Here is a 25645-nt window from a genome sequence, read left to right on the forward strand (position 1 = left end):
TCTCATGGCTAAGTTTTTTATAGATCGCCCTATTTTTGCATGGGTGATTGCCATTATCATCATGCTTGCCGGCGCGTTATCGATAATCCGGTTGCCGGTCGAGCAGTATCCGGCCATTGCGCCGCCGGCCATCCAGATTACCGCCACTTACCCGGGCGCGGACGCCGAAACGGCGCAAAATACCGTGACGCAGGTGATCGAGCAAAATATGAACGGCATCGATCACCTGTTGTACATGTCGTCTAACAGCGACTCGTCCGGGACGGTGCAGATCACGTTGACGTTCGATTCCGGCGTCGATCCGGATATCGCCCAGGTGCAGGTCCAGAACAAACTGCAACTGGCGATGCCGTTGCTGCCGCAGGAAGTGCAGCAGCAAGGCGTCAAGATCCAGAAATCCAGTTCCAGCTTCCTGATGGTGGTCGGCTTCATCAGCGATGATCCCAACATGACCCAGCAGGACATCTCCGACTTCGTGGGGTCGCATATCCAGGATCCCATCAGTCGGACCCAGGGGGTGGGCAACTTCCAGTTGTTCGGCTCGCTGTACGCCATGCGTATCTGGATGGATCCGAACAAGCTGAATAACTATCAGCTGACGCCGGTTGATGTCATCAGCGCGCTGGAAACGCAGAATAGCCAGATCGCCGCCGGCCAGTTGGGCGGTTTACCGGCGACCAATAATCAGCAGCTCAACGCCTCGATTATCGTGCAGACCCAGCTCACCAGCGTGAAGGAATTCGGCAATATTTTGCTTAAGGTGAACCCGGATGGCTCGCAAGTGCGGCTACGGGATGTGGCGCGCATTGAGCTGGGCGGCCAAAATTATAACGTTATCGCCAAGTTCAACGGCCGTCCCGCCTCCGGTCTGGGCATTCAACTGGCCACCGGCGCCAACGCGCTGGATACCGCCAAAGCGGTCAAGGCGGAACTGGCGCGCCTGGAACCGACCTTCCCGGCGGGAATGAAAGTGGTTTATCCCTACGACACCACGCCATTTGTGAAGATATCCATACAGGAAGTGGTCAAAACCCTGGTTGAGGCCATTATCCTGGTCTTCCTGGTCATGTACCTGTTCCTGCAAAACTTCCGCGCCACCCTGATCCCGACCATCGCGGTGCCGGTTGTGCTGCTGGGGACCTTCGCCATCCTCAACGCCTTTGGTTATTCCATCAATACCCTCACCATGTTCGCCATGGTACTGGCGATAGGGTTATTGGTGGATGACGCCATCGTGGTCGTGGAGAACGTCGAGCGGGTCATGGCCGAAGAGGGTCTGAGTCCCAAAGAGGCCACCCGCAAGTCCATGGGTCAAATTCAGGGCGCGCTGGTAGGCATCGCGCTGGTCCTGTCGGCGGTGTTCGTGCCGATGGCTTTCTTCGGCGGGGCTACCGGCGTTATTTACCGCCAGTTCTCCATCACCATCGTATCCGCCATGATCCTGTCGGTACTGGTGGCGATGATTTTGACGCCGGCATTGTGCTCCACGCTGCTGCTACCGGTTAAAAAAGGCGATCATGGCATCACCACCGGCTTCTTTGGCTGGTTCAATAAAAAATTCAGCCAAAGTACGCACCATTATACCGATAGCGTCGGGCAGATCCTCAACAGCACCGGCCGGTACCTGATCATCTACCTGTTGCTGGTGATCGGCATGGCGCTGTTGTTTGTCCGCCTGCCCACCTCTTTCCTGCCGGACGAAGACCAAGGGGTCTTTCTGACCATGGTGCAACTGCCGGCGGGAGCGACCCAGGAACGCACACAGGCGGTGCTCGATCAGGTTTCCCATCATTTCCTCCACGACGAGAAAAATAACGTCAATTCGGTGTTTACCGTCAGCGGCTTCGGTTTCTCCGGACGTGGTCAGAACAACGGCCTGGCCTTTGCCAGCCTGAAGGACTGGAGCGAACGCAACGGTAGCGAGAACAAGGTGCCGGCCATAATTCGACGGGCCAACGCCGCATTTTCCAAAATCAAAGACGGTATCGCTCTGTCCTTTAACCTCCCGGCCATCGTCGAGCTGGGCAATGCCACCGGCTTCGACTTTGAATTGATTGATTCCAACGGATTGGGCCATGAGAAGTTGACCGAGGCGCGTAACCAGTTGCTGGGCATGGTCGCCCAGCATCCGGATATGCTGGTAGGGGTCCGCCCCAACGGTCTGGAGGACACGCCGCAGTTCAAGCTGGATGTGGATCAGGAAAAAGCGCAGGCGCTGGGAGTGTCCCTTTCCGACCTGAACACGACCATCGGCGCGGCATTGGGCAGCGAATACGTTAATAACTTCGTCGATCGCGGGCGGGTTAAACAGGTCTATGTCCAAGGCGACGCGCCGTTCCGCATGCTGCCGACCGACATTAACAATTGGTTCGTCCGGGGCTCTGACGGACAGATGGTGCCGTTGTCTGCCGTGACCACCAGCCATTGGCAATATGGTTCGCCGCGCCTGGAACGCTATAACGGTTTGCCGTCCATGGAAATCCAGGGCGAAGCGGCCCCCGGCAAGAGTACCGGCGAGGCCATGGCGATGATGGAGCAATTGGCCGCCAAGTTGCCCGCTGGTATCACCTATAGTTGGACCGGGATGTCTTACCAGGAACGGTTGTCGGGTAACCAGGCGCCAGCGTTGTATGCCATTTCGCTGATTGTCGTCTTCCTTTGCCTGGCCGCCTTGTACGAAAGCTGGTCTATTCCTTTCGCGGTAATGTTGGTCGTGCCCCTTGGGGTTATAGGAGCGTTGCTGGCCGCCACGCTGCGCGGTTTGAGCAATGACGTCTATTTCGTGGTGGGGCTATTAACCACGATCGGTTTGTCCGCCAAGAACGCCATTCTGATTGTCGAATTCGCCAAGGATTTAATGGAGAAGGAAGGCAAAGGACTGGTGGAAGCCACACTGGAAGCAGTTCGCATGCGTTTGCGCCCCATTCTGATGACATCGCTGGCCTTTATCCTTGGCGTGCTGCCGCTGGCCATCAGTACCGGCGCCGGTTCCGGCGCGCAGAATGCGGTGGGCACTGGGGTCATGGGCGGGATGGTGACCGCGACCCTGCTGGCCATTTACTTTGTCCCGGTATTCTTTGTGGTGGTTCGGCGCCGTTTCGGCGGGAAAACCGAGAATACCCCGCCGCACACCGAGGAATAAGGATTTTCCCGGCATTAATGCGTCACATTGAGACAAGGCCACGTAAGTGGCCTTTTCTTTTACCGGCAACATGCCCCCTCTTGAGCCACTTTGCCGGCTCAGTGAAAAACCCTCCCGGCGATACTTCCCAGCAATTGACAGGCGAAGAAAATACGATAGAATAATAATTATGTTATAACATAACATGTGGAGGCAAAATGAAACCTGGTATTCATCCCGAATACCGTACAGTGGTTTTTCACGATACCAGCGCAAATACCTATTTTAGAATTGGTTCAACGCTGAAAACCAACCGTACCATCGAAATTGACGGGATAACCTATCCCTACGCGACGATCGACGTGTCGTCGCAATCGCATCCTTATTACACCGGTAAACAGCGGATCATCGACAAAGAAGGCAGTACAGCTCGCTTTGAACAACGATTCGGCCGGTTTTTTAAAAATTCCGCCGTCTAAGGTAAAATCAACATGCAGGTATTAAGCTCGCTGCGCTCAGCAAAAACACGCCATAAAGATTGCAAGATCGTCCGCCGGCGCGGACGCATCTACGTCATTTGCAAATCCCATCCGCGTTTCAAGGCCGTTCAGGGCGGCGGAAAGAAAAGATAGCCGTCAACGCCCATCTGCCTCAACTCATACGAATTGTCTCTTTGTATAGGGGCCGCTCGTTCGCCCCAGTCACAGAGTTATCCATGCCGCTGTGGACTTTCCCGCTTGCCGCAGTGGCGCAACTCAAAATATTTAGCGAATATAGCCTTGAATTTGGCCGCGCCAAACACCATCCTACTACTGGGATGACGGAGACACAGGGCGCGGCAATCCGTTTTTCATGGGCAGTTGTCGCCCGCATATCGCCGGGGCGATGAAATGCCAGGAAATTGTCATGCTTTCGGTTAACCTGCAATGTATTGTCATAATTTTTTGGCAATAAAATCTGTCCAATAGGACTTGAAATGGTAATAATATTAAGAGTGAAGCAAGCGTGAAGAAAAGAGTCATTGCTCAACCGGTCGTCGGGCCTTGAACAGCTTAAGCACTGCGCTTTTAATGCTTTTTCAATGCATTTTCAATATAACAAAGTTCACTTATCCAAACCGTACCGACGGTATCCCGAGCCAAGCCGGAGTGGCGAAAAATCGGCGACGTCGCGTGTGATATAAATTGCGCTGGTATGGAACTATAAGTTAATGTAGACAGAATGTGCTATACTCGTTAAATCTTCTATCTTTAAAGGGGTTTTTGAGTCGACCGGGACGGCGGTATTGGCGATCCCCTCGATTAGCGCTTAAGGTAATTCGTTCTGCCTAGGAGGGTTGATATGGATGAGTATTCGCCCAAACGACATGATATCGCACAGCTAAAATACCTTTGTGCTACGCTTTACGATGAGGGTATCGCCAGCCTGGGGAACAGTTATCATGGCTGGGTTAATGATCCTGCTTCCTGCATCAATTTGCAGATGAATGAATTAATCGATCATATAGCGTCATATATGGTGAGCTTCAAACTCAAATACCACAATGAAAGCGAGCTGACCGAACAGGTCGAATCCTTTTTAGATGATACATTTACGCTATTTAGCAGCTACGGCATCAACGCCCTGGACATTCGACGTTGGCGTGCCAGCCGCTCTCGTTTATTCGGAACTTTCTCAGAGACGGAACTCTGTATTTCTTAAATAGTAAATAATATTTTAACATTAGACATAACTTTAAAGGCCATTATGAAAAAAATCGACTATTTAATGCGGTTGCGGAAATGCCGAACGCTGGATACGTTGGAACGTGTCATTGAAAAGAACAGATATGAACTTTCCGATGATGAACTCGAGATATTCAACTCCGCCGCCGACCATCGACTCGCGGAACTGACTATGGATAAACTGTATGACAAGGTTCCAGTTTCCGTCTGGAAGTATGTCAGATAGTGTCAAGTGAATGACGCCCCTCGTAATAGTATAACTAATATCTATCCTCGCTCATATAAATGAGCTGGGTTTCTTTTATGAAAGGGATCGCCGATTCTGCTCATGGCGTTGTTTGTTGACCATAAGCTTAACCGATGTTTACCGGATATCCGGTTTTACTTTCATATCATTCATCCATTATCGCAATATAGCCTGAGGGAATATCTTGGCAGCATCAAGAGCGGTTTAAATAGGATTTACCAGTGGTTAATTTCAGCCGGGATAAACCATGATCCCCTGGAAGTGCCCGCCAGCAATACACTGTCTTCCTATTATCGCCGGTCACGTATTCGCCTCAGTCCCGCCGGGGTTGGACAACACAATGGACAGAAAACCTATTACCGACATTCGCCGTCCCTATTTGACGCAATCGGCGTGTGGGTATATTCACGCCATTACCGGGCTACAGCCTGGCGTTGACTCGCACCAGTCATCGCCTTGGCCGATGCGCCCGGGGCGATGAGAGACTCCCATCACTTACCCAGAGCCCGTTATGAATGGCGGAAATTCGTGTCCGACGCGTCTGCCGCCGTGGTGTGAATCGCCGTTCTGGAAATCTATCCGTGAGGGTGAGTGTAACGTTTGCGAAACGCTTAGGTGGGTGGAGGCCCCGCCAGCGGCATCCCGGCACACACATCGCCTGCTACGGCTGCTTCCTTCCGGACCTGACCGGGTTCGCAGGGTAGTGTTGCGGGAGCACCAACGGGGCCTCCATGGACTGCCTGGATTAACCAGGCGCGGGCATTATCGGCGATGCCCCGACTAAATGCAAGACGCTGTGTTTTAAGCGCTGATTTCTTGGTCGAAACACCCTGCCGCCTTGGCCGCTCATTGCCCTCTTCCCGCTTTGGGCGATCTATGTCAACATGGTGTCTCGTTAATGTCAGGCCGATAGCAGCAAAAATGGATGAGCCAACGGACTCCTTTCGACAGCGCGTTTTTCAAGTCGTTAACGCCATCCCCCGAGGCAATGTCGCCACTTACGGCGATGTCGCCCGTTTGGCCGGTTCATCGCGCGCCGCCCGGCAAGTGGGGGGAATACTTAGCCGTTTACCCTCGGGCACCCGGCTTCCCTGGCATCGGGTGGTCAACCGTATGGGCGGCATTTCCTTGCCAGATGCCGGTTTCCACCGCCAAAAAGCAGCCCTTGAGGCCGAAGGCGTCGAACTGGACGTTCGCGGGTATCTCGATCTCAAGCGCTACCGCTGGCAGATATGATCAGGAGGCCGGGTTAGCCCTTCGCGACATGCCCGTCGGCAAAGAAAGGCCGGGATATTACATCTGGCTTGGCGCGGGAACGCTGCTGGATGGCGTCACCTGAGTCGGCGAGCTTGATGGAACAGTGGTCGCCGGCAATGTCCGGGTGGGCAACGCCACCGATGTAACCGGTATCAATGTCAAATCCTGCTTGGTATTGCCGTTGGTGATCACCTGTTTAACCTGTTCGGTCATCAAGGTGACGCGTCCATTCTCCGTCACCGCCGCGCTAAGCAGGATGCGGGCGTTAGGCCGTATGGAAGACGGCGCATAAGGGAGCAGGAAACTGAATGGCGCCTGCCGGCCGTTGGTGCGCATCACCCGTTGGGCGATAATGGTCGAGGGTACGTCGGGCACGCTTGCATCGGATAGGGTCACGGTCAGCACCGCGTCAGGGGGCAGGGCTATGCGTTGCCTGATCCATACCGAGCCACTCACCGTCGGTTGCCGGATAGCGTTGTTTTGCTGGGCCGTTCCCGGTGTGGCGAAAGCGGGAGTCGCGACCTGATGCCCTTTATCGGCACAGCCGGCCAGGGTGGCCGCAAAAACGACACCGCCCATGACTTGCCAGAGTTTCATGATGAACTTCTCCTTTTAATTTTTGTTGACCATGTCACCACCAGCGGTGGTGAGCGCATAGTGGTTAATACCACCCAATGCATTAATGATGGCACAGGATCCTGATATTTTCCTGCCGGCCATATTCGCGTCTTATCGCCGCCGGCCGGCGATAACGCTTGGAATAGAACATGGGCGGCATGGCCGGCCGACGCTCCTCGGGGCGCTTTTGTTAGGGGCAAAGAGGTGAATCGCACATTACAACGATTATTGGCGCTAATGGATCTGGAGCAAATAGGCGATGGCGTGTTTCGCGGCCAAAGCCAAGACATGGGGCTGCCGCAGGTCTTCGGGGGACAAGTGATGGGCCAGGCGTTGCACGCCGCTTTGCGGACCGTGCCGGATCGACGCGGCCTGCATTCCTACCACTGCTATTTTCTGCGCCCCGGCGACAGTGGCTCGCCCATTGTTTACCGGGTCGTTTCGCTGCGCGACGGTAAAAGTTTTAGTACGCGCCAGGTTATCGCCGAGCAGTCAGGGCAGGAAATCTTCTATTTGACCGGTTCTTTTCAACGGCCCGAGAACGGGGTATTACATCAAGATACCATGCCGCAGGTACCAGAGCCGGAGGCCCTGATCGGTGAGCCCGACCTTATCGCCCGGCGTACTGAGGGGATGCCCCCCCTGCTGCGCCGGACGCTTGCCGGTGAGCAGGCATTCGACATGCGTCCGGTGAATTTTCATCATCCCCTGGACAATGCAACCGACGATCCGCTGCGCTACATCTGGCTAAAAGCCAATGGCCCGCTGCCGGACGACGACGACAGTCACCTATGCCTGTTGGGGTATCTGGCGGATTTCAATTTTTTGCCCACCGCCTTGCAGCCTCACGGCATCAGCTTCCTGGATCCCAACCTGATTATCGCATCCATTGATCATGCCATGTGGTTTCATCGGCCGGTACGGTTGGACGACTGGTTACTCTACGCCATCGACAGCCCTTGCGCCTCGGGCGGCCGCGGCTATGTTCGCGGACGCTTTTTCACCCGCACGGGGCTATTGGTGGCCAGCACGGCGCAAGAGGGGCTGATACGCATGAAGACGCGCTAACACTTGTCCCCCCCAAAAAAACCGGGGCGTTACCGCCCCGGTCGTCGTTCTTATTGTAATGGCCCGTCGCCAGGCCGCCACTGCAATAAAACCCGTTATTCGTTGTAGGCGCTTTCGCCGTGGCTGTTGACATCCAGCCCTTCGCGTTCCTGTTCTTCGGGAATCCGCAAACCCACAGCGATATCGGCAATTTTGAAGCCGACGAAAGCCACCACGCCGGACCACACCAGGCAAACGATGACACTGTACAATTGTACCCACAGTTGATGGCCCATGGTCACACCCTGGGCATAACCAACGCCGCCAAGGGAAGCGGAGGTGAATACGCCGGTCAGCAGACAGCCAACGATACCGCACACGCCGTGCACGCCGAAGACGTCGCAAACGTCATCCACGTGCAGCCATTTTTTCAGCGCAACGACACCCCACAGGCCAGCGACGCCACCCACCAGTCCGATGACCAGCGCGCCGCCGACACCGACAAAACCGGCGGCGGGGGTAATGGCGACCAACCCGGCGATGCAGCCGGAGCAAGCGCCCAGCAAGGAAGGCTTGCCGCGCAGCATCCATTCAACGAATACCCAGGAAAGGATAGCGCCAGCGGTAGCCATGACGGTGTTGAGGAATGCCAGGCCGGCGATTTCATTGGCGGCGCTGGCGGAACCGGCGTTAAAGCCGAACCAGCCCACATACAGAATGGCCGCGCCGGTGAATACCATCGGCAGGTTATGGGGTTTGAAGGCTTCCTTGCCGAAGCCGGAGCGTTTACCCAGCATATAAGCACCGATCAGACCGGCGCTGGCGGCATTGATATGCACAACCGTACCGCCGGCGAAGTCCAACGCGCCCATGGAAGCCAGGTAGCCACCCGCCCAGACCATGTGTGCCATCGGCAGATACGAGAAAGTCAGCCAAATCACCACGAAAATCAGTACGGCCGAAAAACGGATACGTTCAGCCAGCGCGCCGACGATAAGACCCACGGTGATTGTGGCGAACGAACATTGGAACGCGACATGGATCAACTGGTAGAAAGTGCCCATTGGCGCGGTCAGGGCGATATTTTTCAGCATGGTCCAGCCGAAGCCGCCGAAGAAGGGATTGCCATCGCTGAAGGCCAGCGAGTAACCGTAAATCATCCACAATACGCAGACCAAAGCGAAAGTGACGGCCACCTGAGTTAACATCGACAAGACATTCTTGCCCCGCAACAAACCGCCGTAGAACAAGGCGATGCCGGGCATGGTCATAAATAGCACCAAAGCGGTGCTCAACATCATGAAGGCATTATCGGCCTTATCGATCGCAGGTGCGGCGGCCATGGCCCATGACGGCAGCAACGCCAACGCCGTCAGGCCGGTTACTGATACGATTTTTTTCATTTTCAACTCATCCCTATCCACAAAATTCGCGCGTGTCGTTAAAGTGCTGCTTCATCGGTTTCACCGGTACGAATACGGATAACCCTTTGTAATTCCGCGACAAATATCTTGCCATCACCAATTTTCCCGGTGTAGGCCGCTTTACTAATCACATCAATGACTTCATCAAGCTGATCATCGGCGATGGCGATGTCGATTTTCACCTTGGGTAGGAAATTCACGCTATACTCGGCACCGCGATAAAGTTCGGCATGGCCTTTTTGCCGTCCAAACCCTTTCACCTCGGTGACCGTCAGCCCTTGTATGCCCACCGCAGATAGTGCTTCTCGCACATCTTCCAATTTGAATGGTTTAATCACCACGGTTACCAACTTCATATCTTCCCCCTCAAGAATTTGGATCCGAACTCGCGATCACTACGCCTGATTAAAGCAAAGCATGTGCCATAAATGTTTTGACATGAAAATTTACGTCTTGATGCCTGTAATTAAAGCCTGGATGGCTTAAAACACCCGGCGGACCGGCACCGCGTCCAGTGATGGGGAGCCGGCGCGCACTGAAACGGAGCATGATGCGTTTTTTGAGTGCATAATGGCTTAAGCCGACGACTTCTTGCCCGATTGCGGTGCGGGTCGAGATCACCGGCCTTCAGGCATAAATTCGCGCCATTGTCTCACCCATCGCCCTCGCGCAATGAACGGGCATTAACCGCCCCGCCGGTTAATCCGGCCGCTACGCCGGGCGGGCGGCGGGCGACGGCAGTCCGGCATCAAGCGCCCGGCCGGCCAATTGCAACTGATACATCTGATAATAGCGGCCATGTCGGCGTAACAGTTGCTCATGGGCCCCCCGCTCCACCACCTCTCCGCGATGAAGCATGAGAATGTCATCCGCATCGACGATGGTTGAAAGCCGGTGGGCTATCACCACCAACGTGGCGCGTCGGCGCACAACCGCCAGTGCTCGCTGGATGGCCTGTTCCGTCCCCGAGTCGATATTGGCCGTCGCTTCGTCCAGGATCAGGATTTCCGGCGTCAACACCAGAACCCTGGCCAGAGCCAGTAGCTGTTTCTGGCCGACCGACAGGGTATTGCCTTGCTCGCCGAGTTCCGCGTACAACCCGCCAGGCAGTTCCCGTATCAACCCGGCCAATTGCACCTGTTCCAACGCCAGCCAGACTTGCTGCTCGCTGATGGCGCGCCCGAGCGTAACATTGACGAAGACCGAATCCGCCATGACCACCGGATCCTGCTGCACTATCGCGATGCCTTGCCGCAGCACCTGATGGGAGAGCTGTTCAATGGGCCGACCGTCCAGCCATAACTGTCCGTGGACTATCCGGTAATAGCCCATTAACAGATTCGCCAGCGTGCTTTTACCGCTACCGGTATGCCCCACCAGCGCGATAAAATTGCGCGACGGTACCGTCGCGACGGTACCGTCAGGGAAATCCGTCTTAATACCGGCGCGTCGGCGCGATAAGCAAACGTCAGATCGCGGATATCAATGCGGCCGCTGGCAAGGGGGCGGTTATCGCCGCCGTATTGCTGCCGATCGCCGTCCATCAGCTCGAAGATCCGCTCGCCGGCCACCACCGCCTGCTGCAACATCGCCTGTTGGGAAGTCAGCTCAATCAGCGGCTCGTTCAACCGCCCCAGATAATTAATAAAGGCATAGAGGACGCCCACCCCCACCGTGCCCACCGGACTGAAACCAAACAGCGCCAACAGCCCGCACAATATCAAGGCCGACAACAGACTTAATAACGGCCGCAGCAGAAATCCCTCCAGCCGCAAGGTCTGCATTCTGGCCTGATAATGGGCCTCGCTGGCTTCCGCCAGCCTGTCGCCGAATCGCCGCTGCTGTCGGAATTGCTGGATGATACTCATACCGCTAATGGCTTCATTGAAGCCGTCATTAATATCGGCCAGATAGGCGCGCAGGCGACGGACAATCGGCGTGCTGTAATGCTGATAAATCATCATCACTATCGCTATCGCCGGGAACATCACCAAGGCGACGCATGCCATGCGCCAATCCAGTGCAAACATCGCCACCAGCATGGCGCCTATCAGAGCGAAACAGCGCAGCACCGTGGCCATCACCGTAACGAACAAATCCTTGACCACTTCGGTATCATTGGTCACACGGGAGATAAGCTGCCCCACCGGCTGATTATCGAAAGTACTGAGCGGCTGACGCAGCGCGGCGTCCATCACCTCGGTCCGCAGCGTTTGCACCACGGCCAGGGCGGTCCGGTTGAACAACAGCGCCTGAAAATAACGCAAGGAGGCGGACAGGCACAACAAGGCGATAAAACCCAGCGCCAACAGCGCGATCGGCAGCGCCGGAAAGGTTTTCAGCGGCAAAATATGATCGATAAAATAACTGATAATCGCCGGGCCGGCCACTTCCGCGCCCGCCGCCAGCCATAACATGGCCATGGCCTGCAACAGGGGGATGCGGTAAGGCGCGCTGTAGGAAAGCAGCCGCTTCAACGACGGCCAGAGTGTCCGCCACTTACGCATCTATCGCCTCCGGCCGGTCGGCGTCGCCGGAAAACGCCGCTTCCAACTGTTGGTAGCGAAACATGTCGCGATACCAGCCGGATTGCTCCACCAACGCTTGATGTTGCCCACGCTGCTGTACCCCACCGTGTGACAGAACCAGTATTTCGTCGGCGTGAAGCAAGGCGGAGAGGCGATGAGCGGTAATAATAAGCGTGCGATTCGCGCCCCATTGCCGCAAATTGTCCAGGATAAGGTGTTCGGTGCGGCCATCGACGGCGGATAACGCGTCATCAAGCACCAAGATCTCCGCATCCAGCAGCAGGGCGCGGGCAATGGACATACGCTGCTTTTGTCCGCCGGACAACATGACGCCCCGCTCACCCACCTGGGTCGCGTAACCCTCGGGCAAACGGAGTATATCCTCATGCACACAGGCCAGGCGGGCAACCCGCTCAATATCCCGCTCTTCAGCATCCGGCCTTCCCAGAGCGATATTACGCGCCACGGTATCGGAGAACAGGAACGGCGTCTGGCTGACGACCGCCAGCCGCCCGCGCCATTGCTCGAGACTGATTGCGTCAAGGGGTAAATCGTGAAACCGGATTTCCCCTCGGGACGGATCGTAATGGCGCAAAATCAACGCCAGCAATGTGCTCTTGCCGGCGCCTGTGGGGCCGCAGATCCCCAGAATTTTGCCTGGCGGCAGCGTCAGGCGAATATGGCGCAAAGCCGGCTGCTGCGCGCCGGGATAGTAAAAACCCGTCAGTTCCACCCGCAATGTGCCGGCGCCTGGCGGCAAGGCCAGCCCTTCCGCTTTGATTCCGGGTTCTTCTTCCAGGGTCTGGCGGATGCGGGCATAGGCGGCGCTGCCGCGTTCGACGATATTAAACATCCAGGCCAACGCCAACATCGGCCATATCATCAGGCCAAGATACATGATGAAACTGGTGAGTTGTCCCAGGGTCAACTCGCCTTGCATAACCATCCAGCTTCCGCCGCCGATGGCCAGCATATTCGCGAACCCCACCGTCAGATAAATGGTCGGCTCAAAACGGGCGTCGATTCTCGCCACCCGCATATTTTTAGCTCCGGCATCGGCGGCCACCTGCTCGAAGCGATCGGATTGATAGTCTTCCAGTCCGAATGCCTTGATCATCCTGATACCGCTCAGGCTTTCCTGGGTCTGGTTATTCAAGGATGAGAACGCCGCTTGCGCCGATTTGAAGCGGCGATGCAATTCGTCGCCATTGTACTTGATGATGACCGCCATAACCGGCATCGGCGCCAAAGACAACAGCGTCAGTTGCCAGCTTATCTGCAAGCTCATCACCACCAGAACCGAGCAGCCCATAACCAGGGAATCCACCAGCGTCAACACGCCCTCGCCGGCGGCGAACACCACCCGATCCACGTCGTTGGTGGCGCGGGCCATCAAATCGCCCGTGCGGTGGCGCAGGTAAAAATCAGGTAGTTGCCGGCTCAGCAGCTGATAAAAACGGGCGCGCAGCTCCACCGCCAGCCGGTAGGAAGCGCCAAATAACAGCAAACGCCAGACATAACGCAGCAGGTACACCACCAGGGCGATCGCCGCCACGGCGCCGAGCCACAGCATGATCATCCGGTTCGAGGCCCGATGCCCGGTGACGCCGTCGACGATAATGCCCACCAGCTTAGGTGGAATCAGTTGTAGCAAGGCAATGAGGATCAGCAACAACACCGCCCCCAGATAGCGCCGCCACTCTCGACGAAAATACCAGTTCAGTTGTACGAAAAATTTCACGAATTACCGTTCCAGAAGTATGCGACCGCCCACTCCCTGGTTGCCCGTTGGCATAAGCAGGATAATGATAAGAATGCTCGATATTGGAAAATGCCGCCGTGCCCTTACCCGCCAAATCGCGCAATGATGCTGATTTCGCTGACGACCGGCGCGGCACAACTTACCATCAACCGGGTTTAAACCGGCAATACGGTGGTATTTTTGATTTCCTCCATGGCGAAACTGGACGTCACATCGATCAACCCCGGCACACCATTAACCAGCCGTTTGTAGAAGTCGTCATAACTTTTCATGTCCTTCACCAACACACGCATCAGATAGTCATACTCGCCGGCCATACGGTAAAAAGCCAGAACTTCAGGCATATCCTGCACTTGATTGACAAAGAGACGATACCAATCGCTGTTGTGCTGTTGGGTTTTGATAAGAACAAACGCCGTCAGCGCCAGCCCTAACTGCGCGGGATCCAGCAACGCCACTTTACCACGAATGACGCCGTCGTCCTCTAGACGTTTTAGGCGCTTCCAGCAAGGCGTGGCGGTCAGATTGACCGCTTCCGCCAGCGCCTGTAGCGGCATACTGCAATCTTGTTGCAATAACGCCAGGAGTTTGCGGTCAATTTTATCCACGTTAGTTGCCCATAAGAGAAAAATTTTCTCCTATGACAGCCTTTTGCTATGAAAAAAGCAACGTTTTTTTTCCGGCTTCACCGTAAGCTATCGTTACGTTTTCCACACCAAAACACAACATGAACACATCCTGGCGCCAACAGGCCATCAGCGAAATACGGGCGGACGCCCAGCGGTCGGCCGATACGCATCTTATGCGTTTGCAATTACCCTCCTTTCCCGGTATCCATTTTTACCTGAAAGACGAAAGTACCCATCCCTCCGGCAGCCTGAAACATCGCCTGGCCCGGTCGCTGTTTTTATATGGCCTCTGTAATGGCCGGATCGAGCAAGACACGCCGATCGTGGAAGCCTCGTCGGGAAGCACCGCCGTGTCGGAGGCCTATTTCGCCAGATTACTGGGTCTGCCGTTTATCGCGGTCGTGCCGGAGGGCACCGCCAAACGGAAAATCGAACAAATCGCCTTTTATGGCGGCCGCTGCCACTTTGTCGGACATTGCAGCCAGCTCTATGAAGAAGCGCGTGTCCTGGCCGAGTCGTTGCAGGGGCATTATATGGACCAATTTACCTATGCCGAGCGCGCCACCGACTGGCGGGGTAATAACAATATCGCCGACAGCATTTTTCGCCAGATGGAACACGAGCCCTACCCGGAACCGGCTTATATTGTGATGGGCGCCGGCACCGGCGGGACCTCGGCCACGCTCGGCCGGTATATCCGTTACCGGGGATTCCGCACCCGCCTGGTGGTGGTCGACCCGGAGAATTCCGTTTTTTACGATTATTACCAACAGCGCGACCCGCATATCACCCTTTCCTCAGCCGGCCTTATCGAAGGCATTGGCAGACCACGGGTGGAGCCTTCGTTTATTCCGGGCGTCATTGATGAAATGTTAAAGGTGCCCGACGCGGCCAGCATCGCCGTGCTGCACTGGCTGGAGCCGATTCTCGGCCGCCGGGTCGGCGCCTCAACCGGCACAAACATGTGGGGGGCGCTGCAACTGGCCCGCGCCATGCGGGATGAGGGACGGCAAGGCGCCATCGTGACGCTGTTATGCGACAGCGGAGACCGTTATCTGGAAACGTATTACAATCCTGTCTGGCTACGCGAGCATCTCGGCTCTCTCACCCCCTGGCGGCAGGCGCTGGAGGATATGTAGCCGGGACCGAATCACGGCTTTGCCGCGGCGACTTAAGGCAGTAACATAGCCTTTTCCAGTTACGGTAAAAACGAGTCGCGTCATGAAACGAGCTGTGGTGGTTTTTAGCGGCGGTCAGGATTCCACGACCTGCCTTATTCAGGCGTTAACGCAATACGATGAGGTCGATTGCGTTACTTTCGATTACGGCCAGCGTCATCGGGCGGAAATTGACATTGCCCGCGGGCTGGCCCATGAACTGGGCGCTAGAATCCACAAAGTCATCGATGTGGGCCTGCTCAATGAGTTGGCTGCCAGCAGTTTGACCCGGGACAATATCCCGCTGCCGAATTTTGACGAACAGGCAGGGGACCTGCCCTCAACTTTTGTGCCCGGCCGCAATATTCTTTTTCTCACCCTGGCGTCCATTTATGCATACCAGGTGGGCGCGCAAACCGTCATCACCGGGGTCTGCGAAACGGATTTCTCCGGCTATCCCGATTGCCGGGATGAATTCATCAAAACGCTGAACCAGGCCGTCAGCCTGGGCATGGCCCGCGATATACGTTTCGTCACGCCGCTGATGTGGCTGAACAAGGCTGAAACCTGGGCGCTGGCGGATTATTATCATCAACTGGACAAGGTGCGCCACGAAACACTGACCTGTTATAATGGTATCCAGGGCGACGGTTGCGGCCAATGCGCGGCCTGTCATTTACGCGCCAGGGGTTTGCAAACCTACTTGAGCGATCCTGATCGGGTCGCCGCCGAGATGAGGCGAAAAACCGCCTTGCCCGCTTAACGCAAAGCGTCATCTCCCCAGGGGACGAGCGGTTTGCCTCCTGGGTAGGGATGTTCACAACGGCGGCGCAGACATTGAGTTATTTTTTCTTGGATTTCTTTTTCGTCGCCGCATTCAGCAGAGCACGCAGTTTTTTTATTTCACCATTCGTAAATGGCTGCTCGGTAATTTCCTCAGTATGCTGATTATCAATTTCATCCGCTACCTGATCCCCGTGCGCGAGCGCAGCGTCTTCACTCAAGCTGCACTCTAGCATGGCGCCGATTTCCGCGCTCATTGAAGTGTTTTTGGATTCCGCCAGCGCTTTTATTTTTTCCTTCAATGCAAGAGGTATTTTGATCGTTAAATTCGCTGTCTCACTCATTATGTTTTCCTATTTATAGAAGAATCATTACGGTAGGAAAGTTAGATGTCATTGTCCAGTGTGTCATAAAAATTTAATATTAATATCAAAAAAATGCTACACTTTAAGTGTATGGCTGAAAAGCATGGGCCGATATCTGCAAACGCACTTCACGACAAAAAAATTAGAATTCAATAGATTATCAGAGATAAACTCGATATTTTCCCGTATCAGCACCGCGGCAAGCGCGCGGCCCTCGGGGACATTGACCGTTATGCGACGGGGGTGAAGAACGTCGGGGCGGGGACATCATGTTAAGCATCAGACAGTGCAAGGTGTTGGGGCTTTGTTGGCGTCTTTGCCATCAAAGCCCATTTGGTAATACTCGTCATACTTCACGTTGCTTCTTTGTTGGCTGCGCCCGCTCACCCCCAGTTACAGAGTCAGTTATGCTTCAGAGGACTTTCCCGCTTGCCGCCGCGATGAAATTCGAAGTATTTAGAGTTTAATTTACCTAATCAGATCAGGCTTACAGCTCCAACTGGGATTTTATTTCTTCAAATATAGCCGGCCCTATTCCTTTGACTTTTTTCAGATGATCAATCCGCTTGAAAGGTCCGTGCTTCTCCCGGTATTTCACAATCTCCTTGGCTTTGGTGGGGCCTATACCTTTCAAGCTTTCCACCAACTCATCCTCATCAGCCGTATTAATATTGACTTTCAAATCCTGGTCTTCATCGTCTTGACTGGAATCCGCGGCTGACCCTTTCTTGTCGCCAGCGCGCGGCGATTTGTCCATGCCGCTCGTATCGTCGGTTTGCGTCGCCTGATCCCGCTTGCCTTCCAGCGCAGAAGCGGCAGACTCGCCAGTTGAATCAGCATGTGTGGCGCCGTCCGGCTGCCGACTGTCGTCAGCCGGTTTGGCCGTCGGGGTATCGTTAAGCGGATCGTCGGAATCTTTCAGCTGATCGGCGGACGGCAATTCGGTCAAACCGGCGGCTTCCTCCGCCGGCGCGGCCGCACCCACCGCATCCGTCTGTTCATTTTCGCCGACGGCGATAGTCGGGGAGCCGTCATGTACAACGGCGCCGGTGCTCAAGGGCATAAAAAATAAACCGGCGGATATGACGATAGCGAGGGGGGAATTCCATAACATTCTCATTGTGCTTTCTCCTTGTTGTGGCACCGGCAAAGCATGCCGTTATCAGACGAAAGGGACAATAGACAACCCTCGAAAATGCAAAAGGCCCCCGCAGGGGCCTTGTCTCGTTGCAACAATAACAGAATTTTTTTGAGCGCTACTGCGTTTGCGCCGCTGAGCCGAGTTTAATTTTGGCCTCGCTGCGCAAGTTATTGAGCAACGAATCAAAGGTCACGCCGGTCATGCCCTGATTTAACTGGGCGACAATCTGACTGCGCTGCTGGTCAGCGAGTTTACGCGGCGTTACCTGATCCAGGGATATCAGAACAATATTTCCCTGATCGTCTGTGGAGATGCCGTAGGTGGATTTGCCTTGCTGCGGCTGCGGCAAGGCAAACACGGCCTCGCTCAACCGATCGTTCTGGCGGGTCGAATCAAAGTCCCGCGGCTCGCTAAACGACACGTTGGCCGCTTTCATCGCCTCATCCCCTTTGCCTTCCTTGAGCGCCGTCAGGAGCTTTTCAGCGTCAGCCCTGGCCTGCTGCGCGGCTTTGGCGCGTTTGACCTGCTGCGCGACCTGATCGCGCACCGCCTCAAGCGGCTTGGTGCTCTCCGGTTTGTGATCGATGATACGCATGACTAACGCCCGATCGCCATCCACGGTAATGACGTCGGAATTACTGCCCGGCGCGCCGTTGGAACCCAACAGCGAACCGTCGAACAACACCTGTTTGACCGGCTCGAAGTTAAGGGCGGCCGGAACGTTGTCGCGGGTGAACCAATCCGTCTCAATCGCCTTGGTGCCGGCGGCGGTCTCCGCGGATGCCAGGGATTCGTTATCAATGCTGGCGGCATCGCTCACTTTTTGCTGCAAGGCGTAATAGGCATCCACGGCCTTCTCTTGCTTGACCTTGTCGGCAACGCTGCCACGCACCTCGGACAGCGGCTTGGTTTGCGCCGGCTGGATATCATCGAGCCGCACGACCAAATAGCCCACCGAGGACGAAATCACCCCGGACAGTTGGCCTTTCTCGGTGAGATTGGCCTGCTTCAGTTCCGGAACGGTGGCCGCATCCTCCATCCAGCCGATATCACCGCCGTTTTTCGCCGAAATCACATCGGTGGATTTTTGTTTGGCCAGCGTGGCGAAGTCGGCGCCTTGGTGCAATTGCGCGAGGATAGCCTTGGCATCAGCCTCGGTTTTGCTTTGGATGATGCTGTAACGCTTGCGCTCCGGCTGGGTGAACTGATCTTTGTGCTGGTCGTAATAGGCTTGTATTTCATCGTCGCTGACGGTGATGTTATCCTGCATGGCCGCGGCGTCCATGGAAATATAGGCCACCTTAAACGACTCGGGAGACGCGTAGGCGCCTTTGTTCCGGTCGTAACTGTCCTGGATTTCCTGATCGGTGGCCGTCTGCGCGGCCATCAGTTTATCGAGGTTAAGGGTGGCCAGACGCACCTTACGATCCTGTACGGCCAGCGCCAGCAGGCGATCGGTTTCAGCCGGCAGCATGAATGCCGTGCCGCCCAGTCCCTGAATCAGTTGCTGGGTCAGCATCTGTTTGCGCATCAGTTGGGCGTATTGGTCGGGCGTCAGCCCCATGTTATTGATAAGGGATCGGTATTTGTCGTTGTCGAACTTACCGTTGGTGCGAAATGCCGGGATGGCGAAAATGGCGTCCTTGATCTGTTGATCGCTCACCGCCAGACCCAGGGTTTGCGCATATTGGTCCAGTAGCGTTTCGTCTATCAGTTGGGAAAGGACCTGCCGGCGCATTTGCAACATATAGCCTTCGTTGCCGGCCAGCGTCGAGAAACTGTCGCCCATCGCCTCCTGCTGTCGGTTGCGTTCGTTTTGCACCGCTTGTTCCAATTGCGCGCGGCTGATTTGTTGACCATTGACTTTCGCGGCATAATCGCCGCTGCCGCCGATAAGATAGTTGCCTACCCCGGTCAGCACGAATGAGATGGCGATAATAGCCAGAATAACTTTGAGCACGACGTGGTTGGCGGCCGCGCGTAAATTGTCCATCATGGTGTGACAACACTCCGCTGTAATATGAATAAAACCCTGCGCGGCAGTGTCATTCCGCCCCCCTGCCGTGTCCGGGGACGGCTGCGCGCCAAAGCTATACTCTTCATTCATCCCCTTGCCTCGAAACGGGCGCCCGCCGCCGTCCCGGCCGCATACCGTAGACGCTCGCGCTCGCCGCCCCGACGCATTCGAATGTGTTGAGTCATTTTTCTGACAACGGTGATGCCCTTTTGTCAGAAGAGATAAAAAAAACAAAAAAGGCACATCTGGAGATGCGCCCTGTATTCTACCCTACCCGTCCGGCTGCGTCAGGTAATAGTTCGACGCAAAAACAACGGTGCGACAATCAGTTGACGGCGTCTTTCAGCCCTTTGCCAGCGCGGAAACCGGGTACTTTGGCCGCCGGGATTTTAATTTCTTTTCCGGTCTGCGGATTACGGCCCGTCCGGGCGGAACGTTCACGAACGGTAAACGTGCCAAAACCCACCAGCGCGACATCGTCGCCCTGCTGCAGCGTTTCGGTTACCGAACCGATAATGGCGTCCAATGCACGTCCGGCGGCCGCTTTGGAAATATCAGCACCTGCGGCAATCTTGTCGATCAGTTGTGACTTATTCACTTTTTCATCCCCTCTAAAATTCTCTCGTCGCGGCGGATTTTTCCTTAAACGCGACAGCGCAGCTGTTATACCAAGCCTGTTATGTACTGGCAAGCGTAAAGCAAATACCGACCAGGCCAGACAGCTACCTAACTTAACGGTACAAAAAAAGGCTGGCAAGCGGGATTTCACCTGTCAGCCCCAATTTTAACGGTATCTGTTATGTCTAATCACTATTTCACCGCCGCGGCGGCGATTTCCATGCCGAACGGCGAGTTTTGCAAAGCCAGCGTAAGGACTTCATCGATCCGCTGAACTGGATGGATATCCAGATCATTGATGACGTTTGCCGGCATGTCTTCCAAATCGCGTTTGTTCTCATAGGGAATCAACACCGTCTTGATTCCGCCTCGATGCGCCGCCAACAGTTTTTCCTTTAATCCGCCGATGGGCAGGACCTGACCGCGCAGCGTGATCTCGCCAGTCATGGCGACGCTGGCCCGTACCGGATTGCCCGTCAAGCAGGAAACCAGGGCCGTGCACATGGCGATACCGGCGCTGGGACCGTCTTTTGGCGTGGCGCCCTCCGGCACATGCACGTGGATATCCCTTTTCTCATAAAAATCGGCATTGATCCCCAGTTTATCCGCCCGGGCGCGCACCACGGTCAAGGCCGCCTGGATAGACTCCTGCATGACCTCGCCAAGGGAACCGGTATACGTCAGTTTGCCTTTACCGGGCACGCAAGCGGTTTCAATGGTCAGTAAATCGCCGCCGACTTCGGTCCAGGCCAGGCCGGTGACCTGTCCGACCCGGTTTTCCCCTTCCGCGCGGCCGTAATCGAAACGCTGGACGCCCAAATAATCCTTCAGATTGTCGCCGCTAATGTGGATATGCTTGGTGGTCTTATCCATCAGCAGGGTTTTGACCGCCTTGCGGCACAACTTGGAAATTTCCCGCTCCAGATTACGCACCCCCGCCTCGCGGGTGTAGTAGCGAATGATGCCGATCAGCGCGCTGTCCTCAATGGTCAACTCACCGGGCTTCAGGGCATTGCGTTCAATTTGCTTCGCCAACAGGTGCTCGCGGGCGATATTCAGCTTTTCGTCTTCGGTATAGCCCGACAAACGGATGACTTCCATACGATCCAGGAGCGGCGCCGGGATATTCATGGAGTTCGAGGTCGCCACGAACATCACGTCGGATAAGTCGTAATCCACCTCCAGATAATGATCGTTGAACGTCACGTTCTGCTCGGGATCCAGCACCTCCAGCAAAGCGGAGGCGGGATCGCCACGCATATCCGAAGACATTTTGTCGATTTCGTCCAGCAGGAACAGCGGGTTCTTTACCCCGACCTTGGACATTTTCTGGATAAGCTTACCCGGCATTGAACCGATATACGTGCGACGATGTCCGCGGATTTCCGCTTCATCGCGCACGCCGCCCAGCGCCATGCGCACATACTGACGTCCGGTGGCGCGGGCGATGGATTGCCCCAAAGACGTTTTACCCACCCCCGGCGGCCCCACCAGGCACAGAATCGGCCCCTTTATTTTGCTGACCCGGCTTTGTACCGCCAGATATTCCAGGATCCGCTCCTTCACCCGCTCCAGACCGTAGTGGTCCTTGTCCAGCACTTCCTGCGCCTTCACCAGATCTTTTTTCACCTTGGTACGCGCATGCCAGGGCACAGACAACATCCAGTCGATATAACCGCGCACCACCGTGGCTTCGGCGGACATCGGCGACATCATCTTCAGTTTTTGCAACTCCGACTCGGTTTTTTCCCGCGCTTCGCGGGGCATCTTCGCCGCTTCGATTTTGCGTTTCAGCGCCTCGTTTTCGTCCGGCGCGTCGTCCATTTCGCCGAGCTCCTTCTGAATGGCTTTCATTTGCTCATTCAGATAGTACTCGCGCTGACTTTTTTCCATCTGTTTTTTGACGCGGTTGCGGATACGCTTTTCCACCTGCAAAAGATCGATTTCCGATTCCATCATCGCCATCAGGTACTCAAGCCGCTCCGTCACATCGGCCATTTCCAGCACGGATTGCTTATCGCCCAGTTTCAAGGGCATATGGGCGGCAATGGTATCAGCCAGGCGAGGAGCGTCGTCAATACTATTCAATGACGTCAGAACTTCGGGCGGTATTTTCTTATTAAGTTTGATATACCCCTCGAATTGATTGATCGCCGTGCGAACCAACACTTCCTGTTCACGCTCGTCGATTTCGGGAGTAGCGAAATATTCAGCCTGGGCGGCGAAATGCTCACCGCTATCGGACAAGGTGGTAATGCGGGCGCGCTGTAATCCCTCGACCAGTACTTTCACCGTACCGTCGGGCAATTTCAACATCTGGAGAATCGAAGAGACGGTCCCGACTGAAAAGAGATCGTTAATACCCGGTTCATCCGTAGAGGCTTCTTTCTGCGCCACCAGCATGATTTTCTTGTCGCTGTCCATGGCTGCTTCAAGGCACCGAATAGATTTCTCCCGCCCGACGAACAGCGGGATGACCATATGCGGATAGACCACCACGTCGCGCAAAGGCAATACGGGGATTTCTATGCGTTCGGAACGCTCAGCATTCATAGAGCTCTCTCTTAGTTTAGCTTCCGCCAGGTTAAGGGGATTCGCAAAACGCGGCTTACGCCAGTTTCAACATTAGGTGATTGAGTATACTCGTCATACTTTACGTTGCCTCTTTGTCGGCTGCGTTCGCTCACCCCAGTCGCATAGTCGGTATGCTCCTGGGGACACGCCTGTTTGCCGCCGCGCTGCAACCCAAAGTATTTAGAGTAAATATGGGGGCGAATCACTTATATTCAACAGCCAGAATAGTGGAAAAACAAATGAAGAATAATCTCCCCATCGCGCTTCAACTTGCCTCTTTTGGCGGTTCACAGGCGTTCCCGAGCAATGTGCCGCTCACTTGCCGCCGCGGTGCAACTCGAAGCATCTGGAGTGTATTTGATAAGTCGCTGAAAACGCGCCGTAACGGTGATCGCTTATGCATCCTAGGCGCAGACGCCCCCTGAGTGCAGAAAGGAGGTCGCAGAAATACCCAACGCCCGCCGGCCGATGGCCTACCGTTGTTGCTCATCGACACGCCCCGGTTGCCTGATCTCCAGGGTTCCGGGGCTCCCGCGGCCATGGTCTGAATCTGACTGAATCACGGGCGCACACCCTTGCTTTCCGCTTGCGACCCCGCCGGCCCGGTTATTCGCCGGACGCCTGCTGAGCCTCATGTTTACCGTAGATCAACAAGGGTTCGGACTGACCTTCAATGACCGACTCGTCGATAACCACTTTCTCGACGCCATCCTGGGAGGGCAACTCGTACATGGTTTCCAATAAGGCGCCTTCAACGATGGAGCGCAATCCACGAGCGCCGGTTTTACGCGCCATGGCTTTGCGGGCGATCGCGATCAGGGCCTCGTCGCGAAATTCCAACTCTACCCCTTCCAGATTGAACAACGCCTGATATTGCTTAGTCAGGGCGTTTTTCGGCTCTTTGAGGATCTGGATCAGCGCCTCTTCATTTAGCTCGCTCAAGGTGGCCAGCACTGGCAGACGGCCGATGAATTCGGGGATCAGACCGAACTTGATCAAGTCTTCCGGCTCCACCTGGGAAAGCAGTTGCCCCTCGGAGATTTTGGAGGCATTGCCCTTCACGGTAGCGCTGAAACCTATGCCGCGACCGGTTTCAGTGCGCTGTTCAATCACCTTGTCCAGGCCGGCAAACGCACCGCCGCAGATAAAAAGGATTTTGGAGGTGTCGACTTGCAAGAATTCCTGTTGCGGATGTTTGCGCCCGCCCTGCGGCGGCACGGCGGCGACGGTACCCTCAATCAATTTGAGCAACGCCTGTTGTACGCCTTCGCCGGAGACGTCACGGGTAATCGACGGGTTATCCGATTTACGGGAAATTTTGTCGATTTCATCGATATACACAATGCCGCGCTGGGCTTTTTGCACATCGTAATCGCATTTCTGCAACAATTTCTGAATAATATTTTCCACATCCTCGCCAACATAACCCGCTTCGGTCAGCGTTGTGGCATCCGCCATGGTGAAAGGCACATCCAGGAAACGAGCCAGCGTTTCGGCCAGCAGGGTTTTCCCGCTGCCGGTTGGGCCTATCAGCAGGATGTTGCTTTTACCCAGTTCGATACCATTGGTGGTATCGCCATTGCGCAGGCGCTTATAATGATTGTACACCGCCACTGCCAGCACTTTTTTCGCTTTTTCCTGGCCGATGACATAATCGTCCAGATGGTGGCGAATTTCATGGGGCGTCGGCAAAGCACTGCGTTCCCGGTGCGGAGCAACTTCCTTGATTTCTTCGCGAATGATGTCATTGCATAAATCGACGCATTCATCGCAGATATACACTGACGGACCGGCGATCAGCTTCCGCACCTCATGCTGGCTTTTACCGCAGAAAGAGCAATACAGCAACTTTCCTGAACCGTCTTTGCGCTTATCTGTCATCAGTAAACCTCTTTCTCTCGTCTTTGTCCCGCAAGCCCACCCCGTCGGCAACGCGGCCACTCCACGTAAAACCGACACGCTAGCCACAGTCTACTCGAATGACTCTTTACTGTAACTATAGTCTATCGGTAATCAGAGTTTCGCCTCAATCGCGATGGCTTAACACGGAATCCACCAAACCGTAGTTTACCGCCTCATCGGCGGATAGAAAACGATCGCGTTCCGTGTCTTTTTCTATCGTTTCGAGAGGTTGCCCCGAGTGCTTGGCCATCAGTTCGTTCATGCGGGACTTCACCTTGAGAATTTCCTTGGCATGGATCTCGATATCGGTGGCCTGGCCCTGGAAACCGCCCAGCGGCTGATGGATCATGACCCGTGAATTCGGCAGGCAAAAACGCTTGCCCTTGGCGCCGGCGGTCAGCAGGAACGCCCCCATGGACGCGGCCTGCCCCATGCAAATGGTACTGACGTCGGGTTTGATGAACTGCATGGTGTCGTAAATGGACATGCCGGCGGTGATCACGCCGCCCGGCGAATTGATATAGAGATAGATGTCCTTTTCAGGATTCTCCGCCTCAAGGAACAGCATCTGCGCGACAATCAGATTGGCCATGTAGTCTTCCACCTGGCCGGTCATGAAAATAACCCGTTCTTTCAGCAGGCGCGAAAAGATGTCGTAAGAACGTTCTCCGCGGGACGTCTGCTCAACCACCATCGGCACCAACGCCATATGGGGTGCGTATTGATCTTTT

23 protein-coding genes and 1 other RNA gene are annotated in these 25645 nt (G+C 55.3%); 9 read left to right on the forward strand and 15 right to left on the reverse strand.

All coding sequences use genetic code 11. The annotated features are described in order from the left end of the window. The first annotated feature begins 4 nt into the window (after nucleotides 1-4). From FCN80_RS10475 to hha, 5 genes are all read left to right on the forward strand, one after another. On the forward strand, nucleotides 5-3142 hold the full coding sequence (locus FCN80_RS10475) for an efflux RND transporter permease subunit (protein WP_136990109.1): 3138 nt from the start codon (nucleotides 5-7) through the stop codon (nucleotides 3140-3142). Between the two features lie 197 nt (nucleotides 3143-3339). Further along, nucleotides 3340-3600, forward strand: coding sequence for a type B 50S ribosomal protein L31 (locus tag FCN80_RS10480; RefSeq protein ID WP_136990110.1), 261 nt, complete (start codon nucleotides 3340-3342; stop codon nucleotides 3598-3600). Nucleotides 3601-3612: 12 nt separating this feature from the next. Beyond that, on the forward strand, nucleotides 3613-3753 hold the full coding sequence (gene ykgO, locus FCN80_RS10485) for a type B 50S ribosomal protein L36 (protein ID WP_136990111.1): 141 nt from the start codon (nucleotides 3613-3615) through the stop codon (nucleotides 3751-3753). Nucleotides 3754-4462: 709 nt separating this feature from the next. After that, nucleotides 4463-4822, forward strand: a complete 360-nt coding sequence (gene tomB, locus FCN80_RS10490; protein WP_136990112.1) for an Hha toxicity modulator TomB — start codon at nucleotides 4463-4465, stop codon at nucleotides 4820-4822. 45 nt (nucleotides 4823-4867) lie between these two features. Then, nucleotides 4868-5071 (forward strand): hemolysin expression modulator Hha, encoded by a 204-nt coding sequence (gene hha, locus FCN80_RS10495; RefSeq protein WP_136990113.1) that lies wholly within the window; start codon nucleotides 4868-4870, stop codon nucleotides 5069-5071. A 647-nt stretch (nucleotides 5072-5718) separates the two neighbouring features. Here hha and ffs read toward each other — a convergent pair. Beyond that, nucleotides 5719-5815: signal recognition particle sRNA small type (gene ffs / locus FCN80_RS10500), an RNA gene on the reverse strand. Between the two features lie 198 nt (nucleotides 5816-6013). Between ffs and FCN80_RS10505 the strand changes: the two genes are divergently transcribed. After that, nucleotides 6014-6328 carry an MGMT family protein gene (locus FCN80_RS10505; protein WP_136990114.1) on the forward strand — a complete coding sequence of 105 codons (315 nt, stop codon included), beginning with the start codon at nucleotides 6014-6016 and terminating at the stop codon, nucleotides 6326-6328. Between the two features lie 57 nt (nucleotides 6329-6385). Here FCN80_RS10505 and FCN80_RS10510 read toward each other — a convergent pair whose 3' ends face one another. Then, nucleotides 6386-6946 (reverse strand): YbaY family lipoprotein, encoded by a 561-nt coding sequence (locus FCN80_RS10510; RefSeq protein WP_136990115.1) that lies wholly within the window; start codon nucleotides 6944-6946, stop codon nucleotides 6386-6388. A gap of 225 nt (nucleotides 6947-7171) precedes the next feature. Between FCN80_RS10510 and tesB the strand changes: the two genes are divergently transcribed. After that, entirely contained in the window at nucleotides 7172-8035 is an 864-nt protein-coding gene (gene tesB / locus FCN80_RS10515; RefSeq protein ID WP_136990116.1) for an acyl-CoA thioesterase II, read from the forward strand. A 95-nt stretch (nucleotides 8036-8130) separates the two neighbouring features. Here tesB and amtB read toward each other — a convergent pair whose 3' ends face one another. The 6 genes from amtB to FCN80_RS10540 form a co-directional block, all read right to left on the reverse strand. Continuing rightward, complete coding sequence (gene amtB / locus FCN80_RS10520; protein ID WP_136990117.1) at nucleotides 8131-9417, reverse strand: ammonium transporter AmtB; 1287 nt, start codon at nucleotides 9415-9417, stop codon at nucleotides 8131-8133. Between the two features lie 38 nt (nucleotides 9418-9455). Then, nucleotides 9456-9794, reverse strand: a complete 339-nt coding sequence (glnK, locus tag FCN80_RS10525; protein ID WP_009639071.1) for a P-II family nitrogen regulator — start codon at nucleotides 9792-9794, stop codon at nucleotides 9456-9458. A gap of 355 nt (nucleotides 9795-10149) precedes the next feature. After that, the gene (locus tag FCN80_RS27235) at nucleotides 10150-10815 is read right to left on the reverse strand and encodes an ATP-binding cassette domain-containing protein (RefSeq protein WP_306767868.1); all 666 of its coding nucleotides are present in this window, start codon (nucleotides 10813-10815) and stop codon (nucleotides 10150-10152) included. Then, the gene (locus FCN80_RS10530; RefSeq protein WP_306767869.1) at nucleotides 10770-11945 is read right to left on the reverse strand and encodes an ABC transporter transmembrane domain-containing protein; all 1176 of its coding nucleotides are present in this window, start codon (nucleotides 11943-11945) and stop codon (nucleotides 10770-10772) included. Before FCN80_RS10530 ends, FCN80_RS27235 begins: the two co-directional genes overlap by 46 nt. Next, nucleotides 11938-13707 carry a SmdA family multidrug ABC transporter permease/ATP-binding protein gene (locus FCN80_RS10535; RefSeq protein ID WP_136990118.1) on the reverse strand — a complete coding sequence of 590 codons (1770 nt, stop codon included), beginning with the start codon at nucleotides 13705-13707 and terminating at the stop codon, nucleotides 11938-11940. The genes FCN80_RS10530 and FCN80_RS10535 overlap by 8 nt, the downstream gene beginning before the upstream one ends. 176 nt (nucleotides 13708-13883) lie before the next feature. Then, nucleotides 13884-14336: an Lrp/AsnC family transcriptional regulator gene (locus tag FCN80_RS10540; protein ID WP_136990119.1), complete on the reverse strand. Its 453-nt coding sequence runs from the start codon at nucleotides 14334-14336 to the stop codon at nucleotides 13884-13886. A gap of 119 nt (nucleotides 14337-14455) precedes the next feature. Between FCN80_RS10540 and FCN80_RS10545 the strand changes: the two genes are divergently transcribed. Both FCN80_RS10545 and queC read left to right on the forward strand, forming a co-directional pair. Next, nucleotides 14456-15496 carry a PLP-dependent cysteine synthase family protein gene (locus tag FCN80_RS10545; RefSeq protein WP_136990120.1) on the forward strand — a complete coding sequence of 347 codons (1041 nt, stop codon included), beginning with the start codon at nucleotides 14456-14458 and terminating at the stop codon, nucleotides 15494-15496. An 82-nt stretch (nucleotides 15497-15578) separates the two neighbouring features. Next, on the forward strand, nucleotides 15579-16277 hold the full coding sequence (gene queC / locus FCN80_RS10550) for a 7-cyano-7-deazaguanine synthase QueC (protein WP_136990121.1): 699 nt from the start codon (nucleotides 15579-15581) through the stop codon (nucleotides 16275-16277). A gap of 79 nt (nucleotides 16278-16356) precedes the next feature. Here the strand turns inward: queC and FCN80_RS10555 are convergent, their stop codons facing one another. The 7 genes from FCN80_RS10555 to clpP all read right to left on the reverse strand — a co-directional run bounded on the left by FCN80_RS10555 (nucleotide 16357) and on the right by clpP (nucleotide 25623). Then, entirely contained in the window at nucleotides 16357-16641 is a 285-nt protein-coding gene (locus FCN80_RS10555; protein ID WP_136990122.1) for an Arc family DNA-binding protein, read from the reverse strand. A gap of 508 nt (nucleotides 16642-17149) precedes the next feature. After that, nucleotides 17150-17782, reverse strand: coding sequence for a ComEA family DNA-binding protein (locus tag FCN80_RS10560; RefSeq protein WP_136990123.1), 633 nt, complete (start codon nucleotides 17780-17782; stop codon nucleotides 17150-17152). Nucleotides 17783-17918: 136 nt separating this feature from the next. Further along, on the reverse strand, nucleotides 17919-19799 hold the full coding sequence (ppiD, locus tag FCN80_RS10565; RefSeq protein ID WP_136990124.1) for a peptidylprolyl isomerase: 1881 nt from the start codon (nucleotides 19797-19799) through the stop codon (nucleotides 17919-17921). A 346-nt stretch (nucleotides 19800-20145) separates the two neighbouring features. Next, nucleotides 20146-20418: a nucleoid-associated protein HU-beta gene (gene hupB, locus FCN80_RS10570; protein WP_136990210.1), complete on the reverse strand. Its 273-nt coding sequence runs from the start codon at nucleotides 20416-20418 to the stop codon at nucleotides 20146-20148. A gap of 212 nt (nucleotides 20419-20630) precedes the next feature. Continuing rightward, the gene (gene lon / locus FCN80_RS10575; RefSeq protein ID WP_170975365.1) at nucleotides 20631-22991 is read right to left on the reverse strand and encodes an endopeptidase La; all 2361 of its coding nucleotides are present in this window, start codon (nucleotides 22989-22991) and stop codon (nucleotides 20631-20633) included. Nucleotides 22992-23618: 627 nt separating this feature from the next. Then, complete coding sequence (gene clpX / locus FCN80_RS10580) at nucleotides 23619-24893, reverse strand: ATP-dependent protease ATP-binding subunit ClpX (protein ID WP_136990126.1); 1275 nt, start codon at nucleotides 24891-24893, stop codon at nucleotides 23619-23621. A gap of 145 nt (nucleotides 24894-25038) precedes the next feature. Further along, a complete protein-coding gene (clpP, locus tag FCN80_RS10585; protein WP_230492612.1) occupies nucleotides 25039-25623 on the reverse strand; it encodes an ATP-dependent Clp endopeptidase proteolytic subunit ClpP in 585 nt (194 codons plus the stop codon). Nucleotides 25624-25645 lie beyond the last annotated feature (22 nt).

It is taken from the genome of Martelella alba (assembly GCF_005217455.1).
In the GTDB taxonomy this organism is placed as follows: Bacteria; Pseudomonadota; Gammaproteobacteria; order Enterobacterales; family Enterobacteriaceae; genus Acerihabitans.

What these genes read in the sequence shown, in the direction of transcription:
- FCN80_RS10475 (WP_136990109.1), top strand. Translation starts at nt 5, where the DNA reads ATGGCTAAGTTTTTTATAGATCGCCCTATTTTTGCATGGGTGATTGCC.
- ykgO (WP_136990111.1), top strand. Translation starts at nt 3,613, where the DNA reads ATGCAGGTATTAAGCTCGCTGCGCTCAGCAAAAACACGCCATAAAGAT.
- queC (WP_136990121.1), top strand. Translation starts at nt 15,579, where the DNA reads ATGAAACGAGCTGTGGTGGTTTTTAGCGGCGGTCAGGATTCCACGACC.
- FCN80_RS10530 (WP_306767869.1), bottom strand. Translation starts at nt 11,945, where the DNA reads ATGCGTAAGTGGCGGACACTCTGGCCGTCGTTGAAGCGGCTGCTTTCC.
- clpP (WP_230492612.1), bottom strand. Translation starts at nt 25,623, where the DNA reads ATGGCGTTGGTGCCGATGGTGGTTGAGCAGACGTCCCGCGGAGAACGT.
- glnK (WP_009639071.1), bottom strand. Translation starts at nt 9,794, where the DNA reads ATGAAGTTGGTAACCGTGGTGATTAAACCATTCAAATTGGAAGATGTG.
- FCN80_RS10480 (WP_136990110.1), top strand. Translation starts at nt 3,340, where the DNA reads ATGAAACCTGGTATTCATCCCGAATACCGTACAGTGGTTTTTCACGAT.
- clpX (WP_136990126.1), bottom strand. Translation starts at nt 24,893, where the DNA reads ATGACAGATAAGCGCAAAGACGGTTCAGGAAAGTTGCTGTATTGCTCT.
- FCN80_RS10555 (WP_136990122.1), bottom strand. Translation starts at nt 16,641, where the DNA reads ATGAGTGAGACAGCGAATTTAACGATCAAAATACCTCTTGCATTGAAG.
- hha (WP_136990113.1), top strand. Translation starts at nt 4,868, where the DNA reads ATGAAAAAAATCGACTATTTAATGCGGTTGCGGAAATGCCGAACGCTG.
- FCN80_RS10560 (WP_136990123.1), bottom strand. Translation starts at nt 17,782, where the DNA reads ATGAGAATGTTATGGAATTCCCCCCTCGCTATCGTCATATCCGCCGGT.
- amtB (WP_136990117.1), bottom strand. Translation starts at nt 9,417, where the DNA reads ATGAAAAAAATCGTATCAGTAACCGGCCTGACGGCGTTGGCGTTGCTG.
- lon (WP_170975365.1), bottom strand. Translation starts at nt 22,991, where the DNA reads ATGAATGCTGAGCGTTCCGAACGCATAGAAATCCCCGTATTGCCTTTG.
- FCN80_RS10510 (WP_136990115.1), bottom strand. Translation starts at nt 6,946, where the DNA reads ATGAAACTCTGGCAAGTCATGGGCGGTGTCGTTTTTGCGGCCACCCTG.
- ppiD (WP_136990124.1), bottom strand. Translation starts at nt 19,799, where the DNA reads ATGATGGACAATTTACGCGCGGCCGCCAACCACGTCGTGCTCAAAGTT.
- FCN80_RS10545 (WP_136990120.1), top strand. Translation starts at nt 14,456, where the DNA reads ATGAACACATCCTGGCGCCAACAGGCCATCAGCGAAATACGGGCGGAC.
- FCN80_RS10505 (WP_136990114.1), top strand. Translation starts at nt 6,014, where the DNA reads ATGGATGAGCCAACGGACTCCTTTCGACAGCGCGTTTTTCAAGTCGTT.
- tomB (WP_136990112.1), top strand. Translation starts at nt 4,463, where the DNA reads ATGGATGAGTATTCGCCCAAACGACATGATATCGCACAGCTAAAATAC.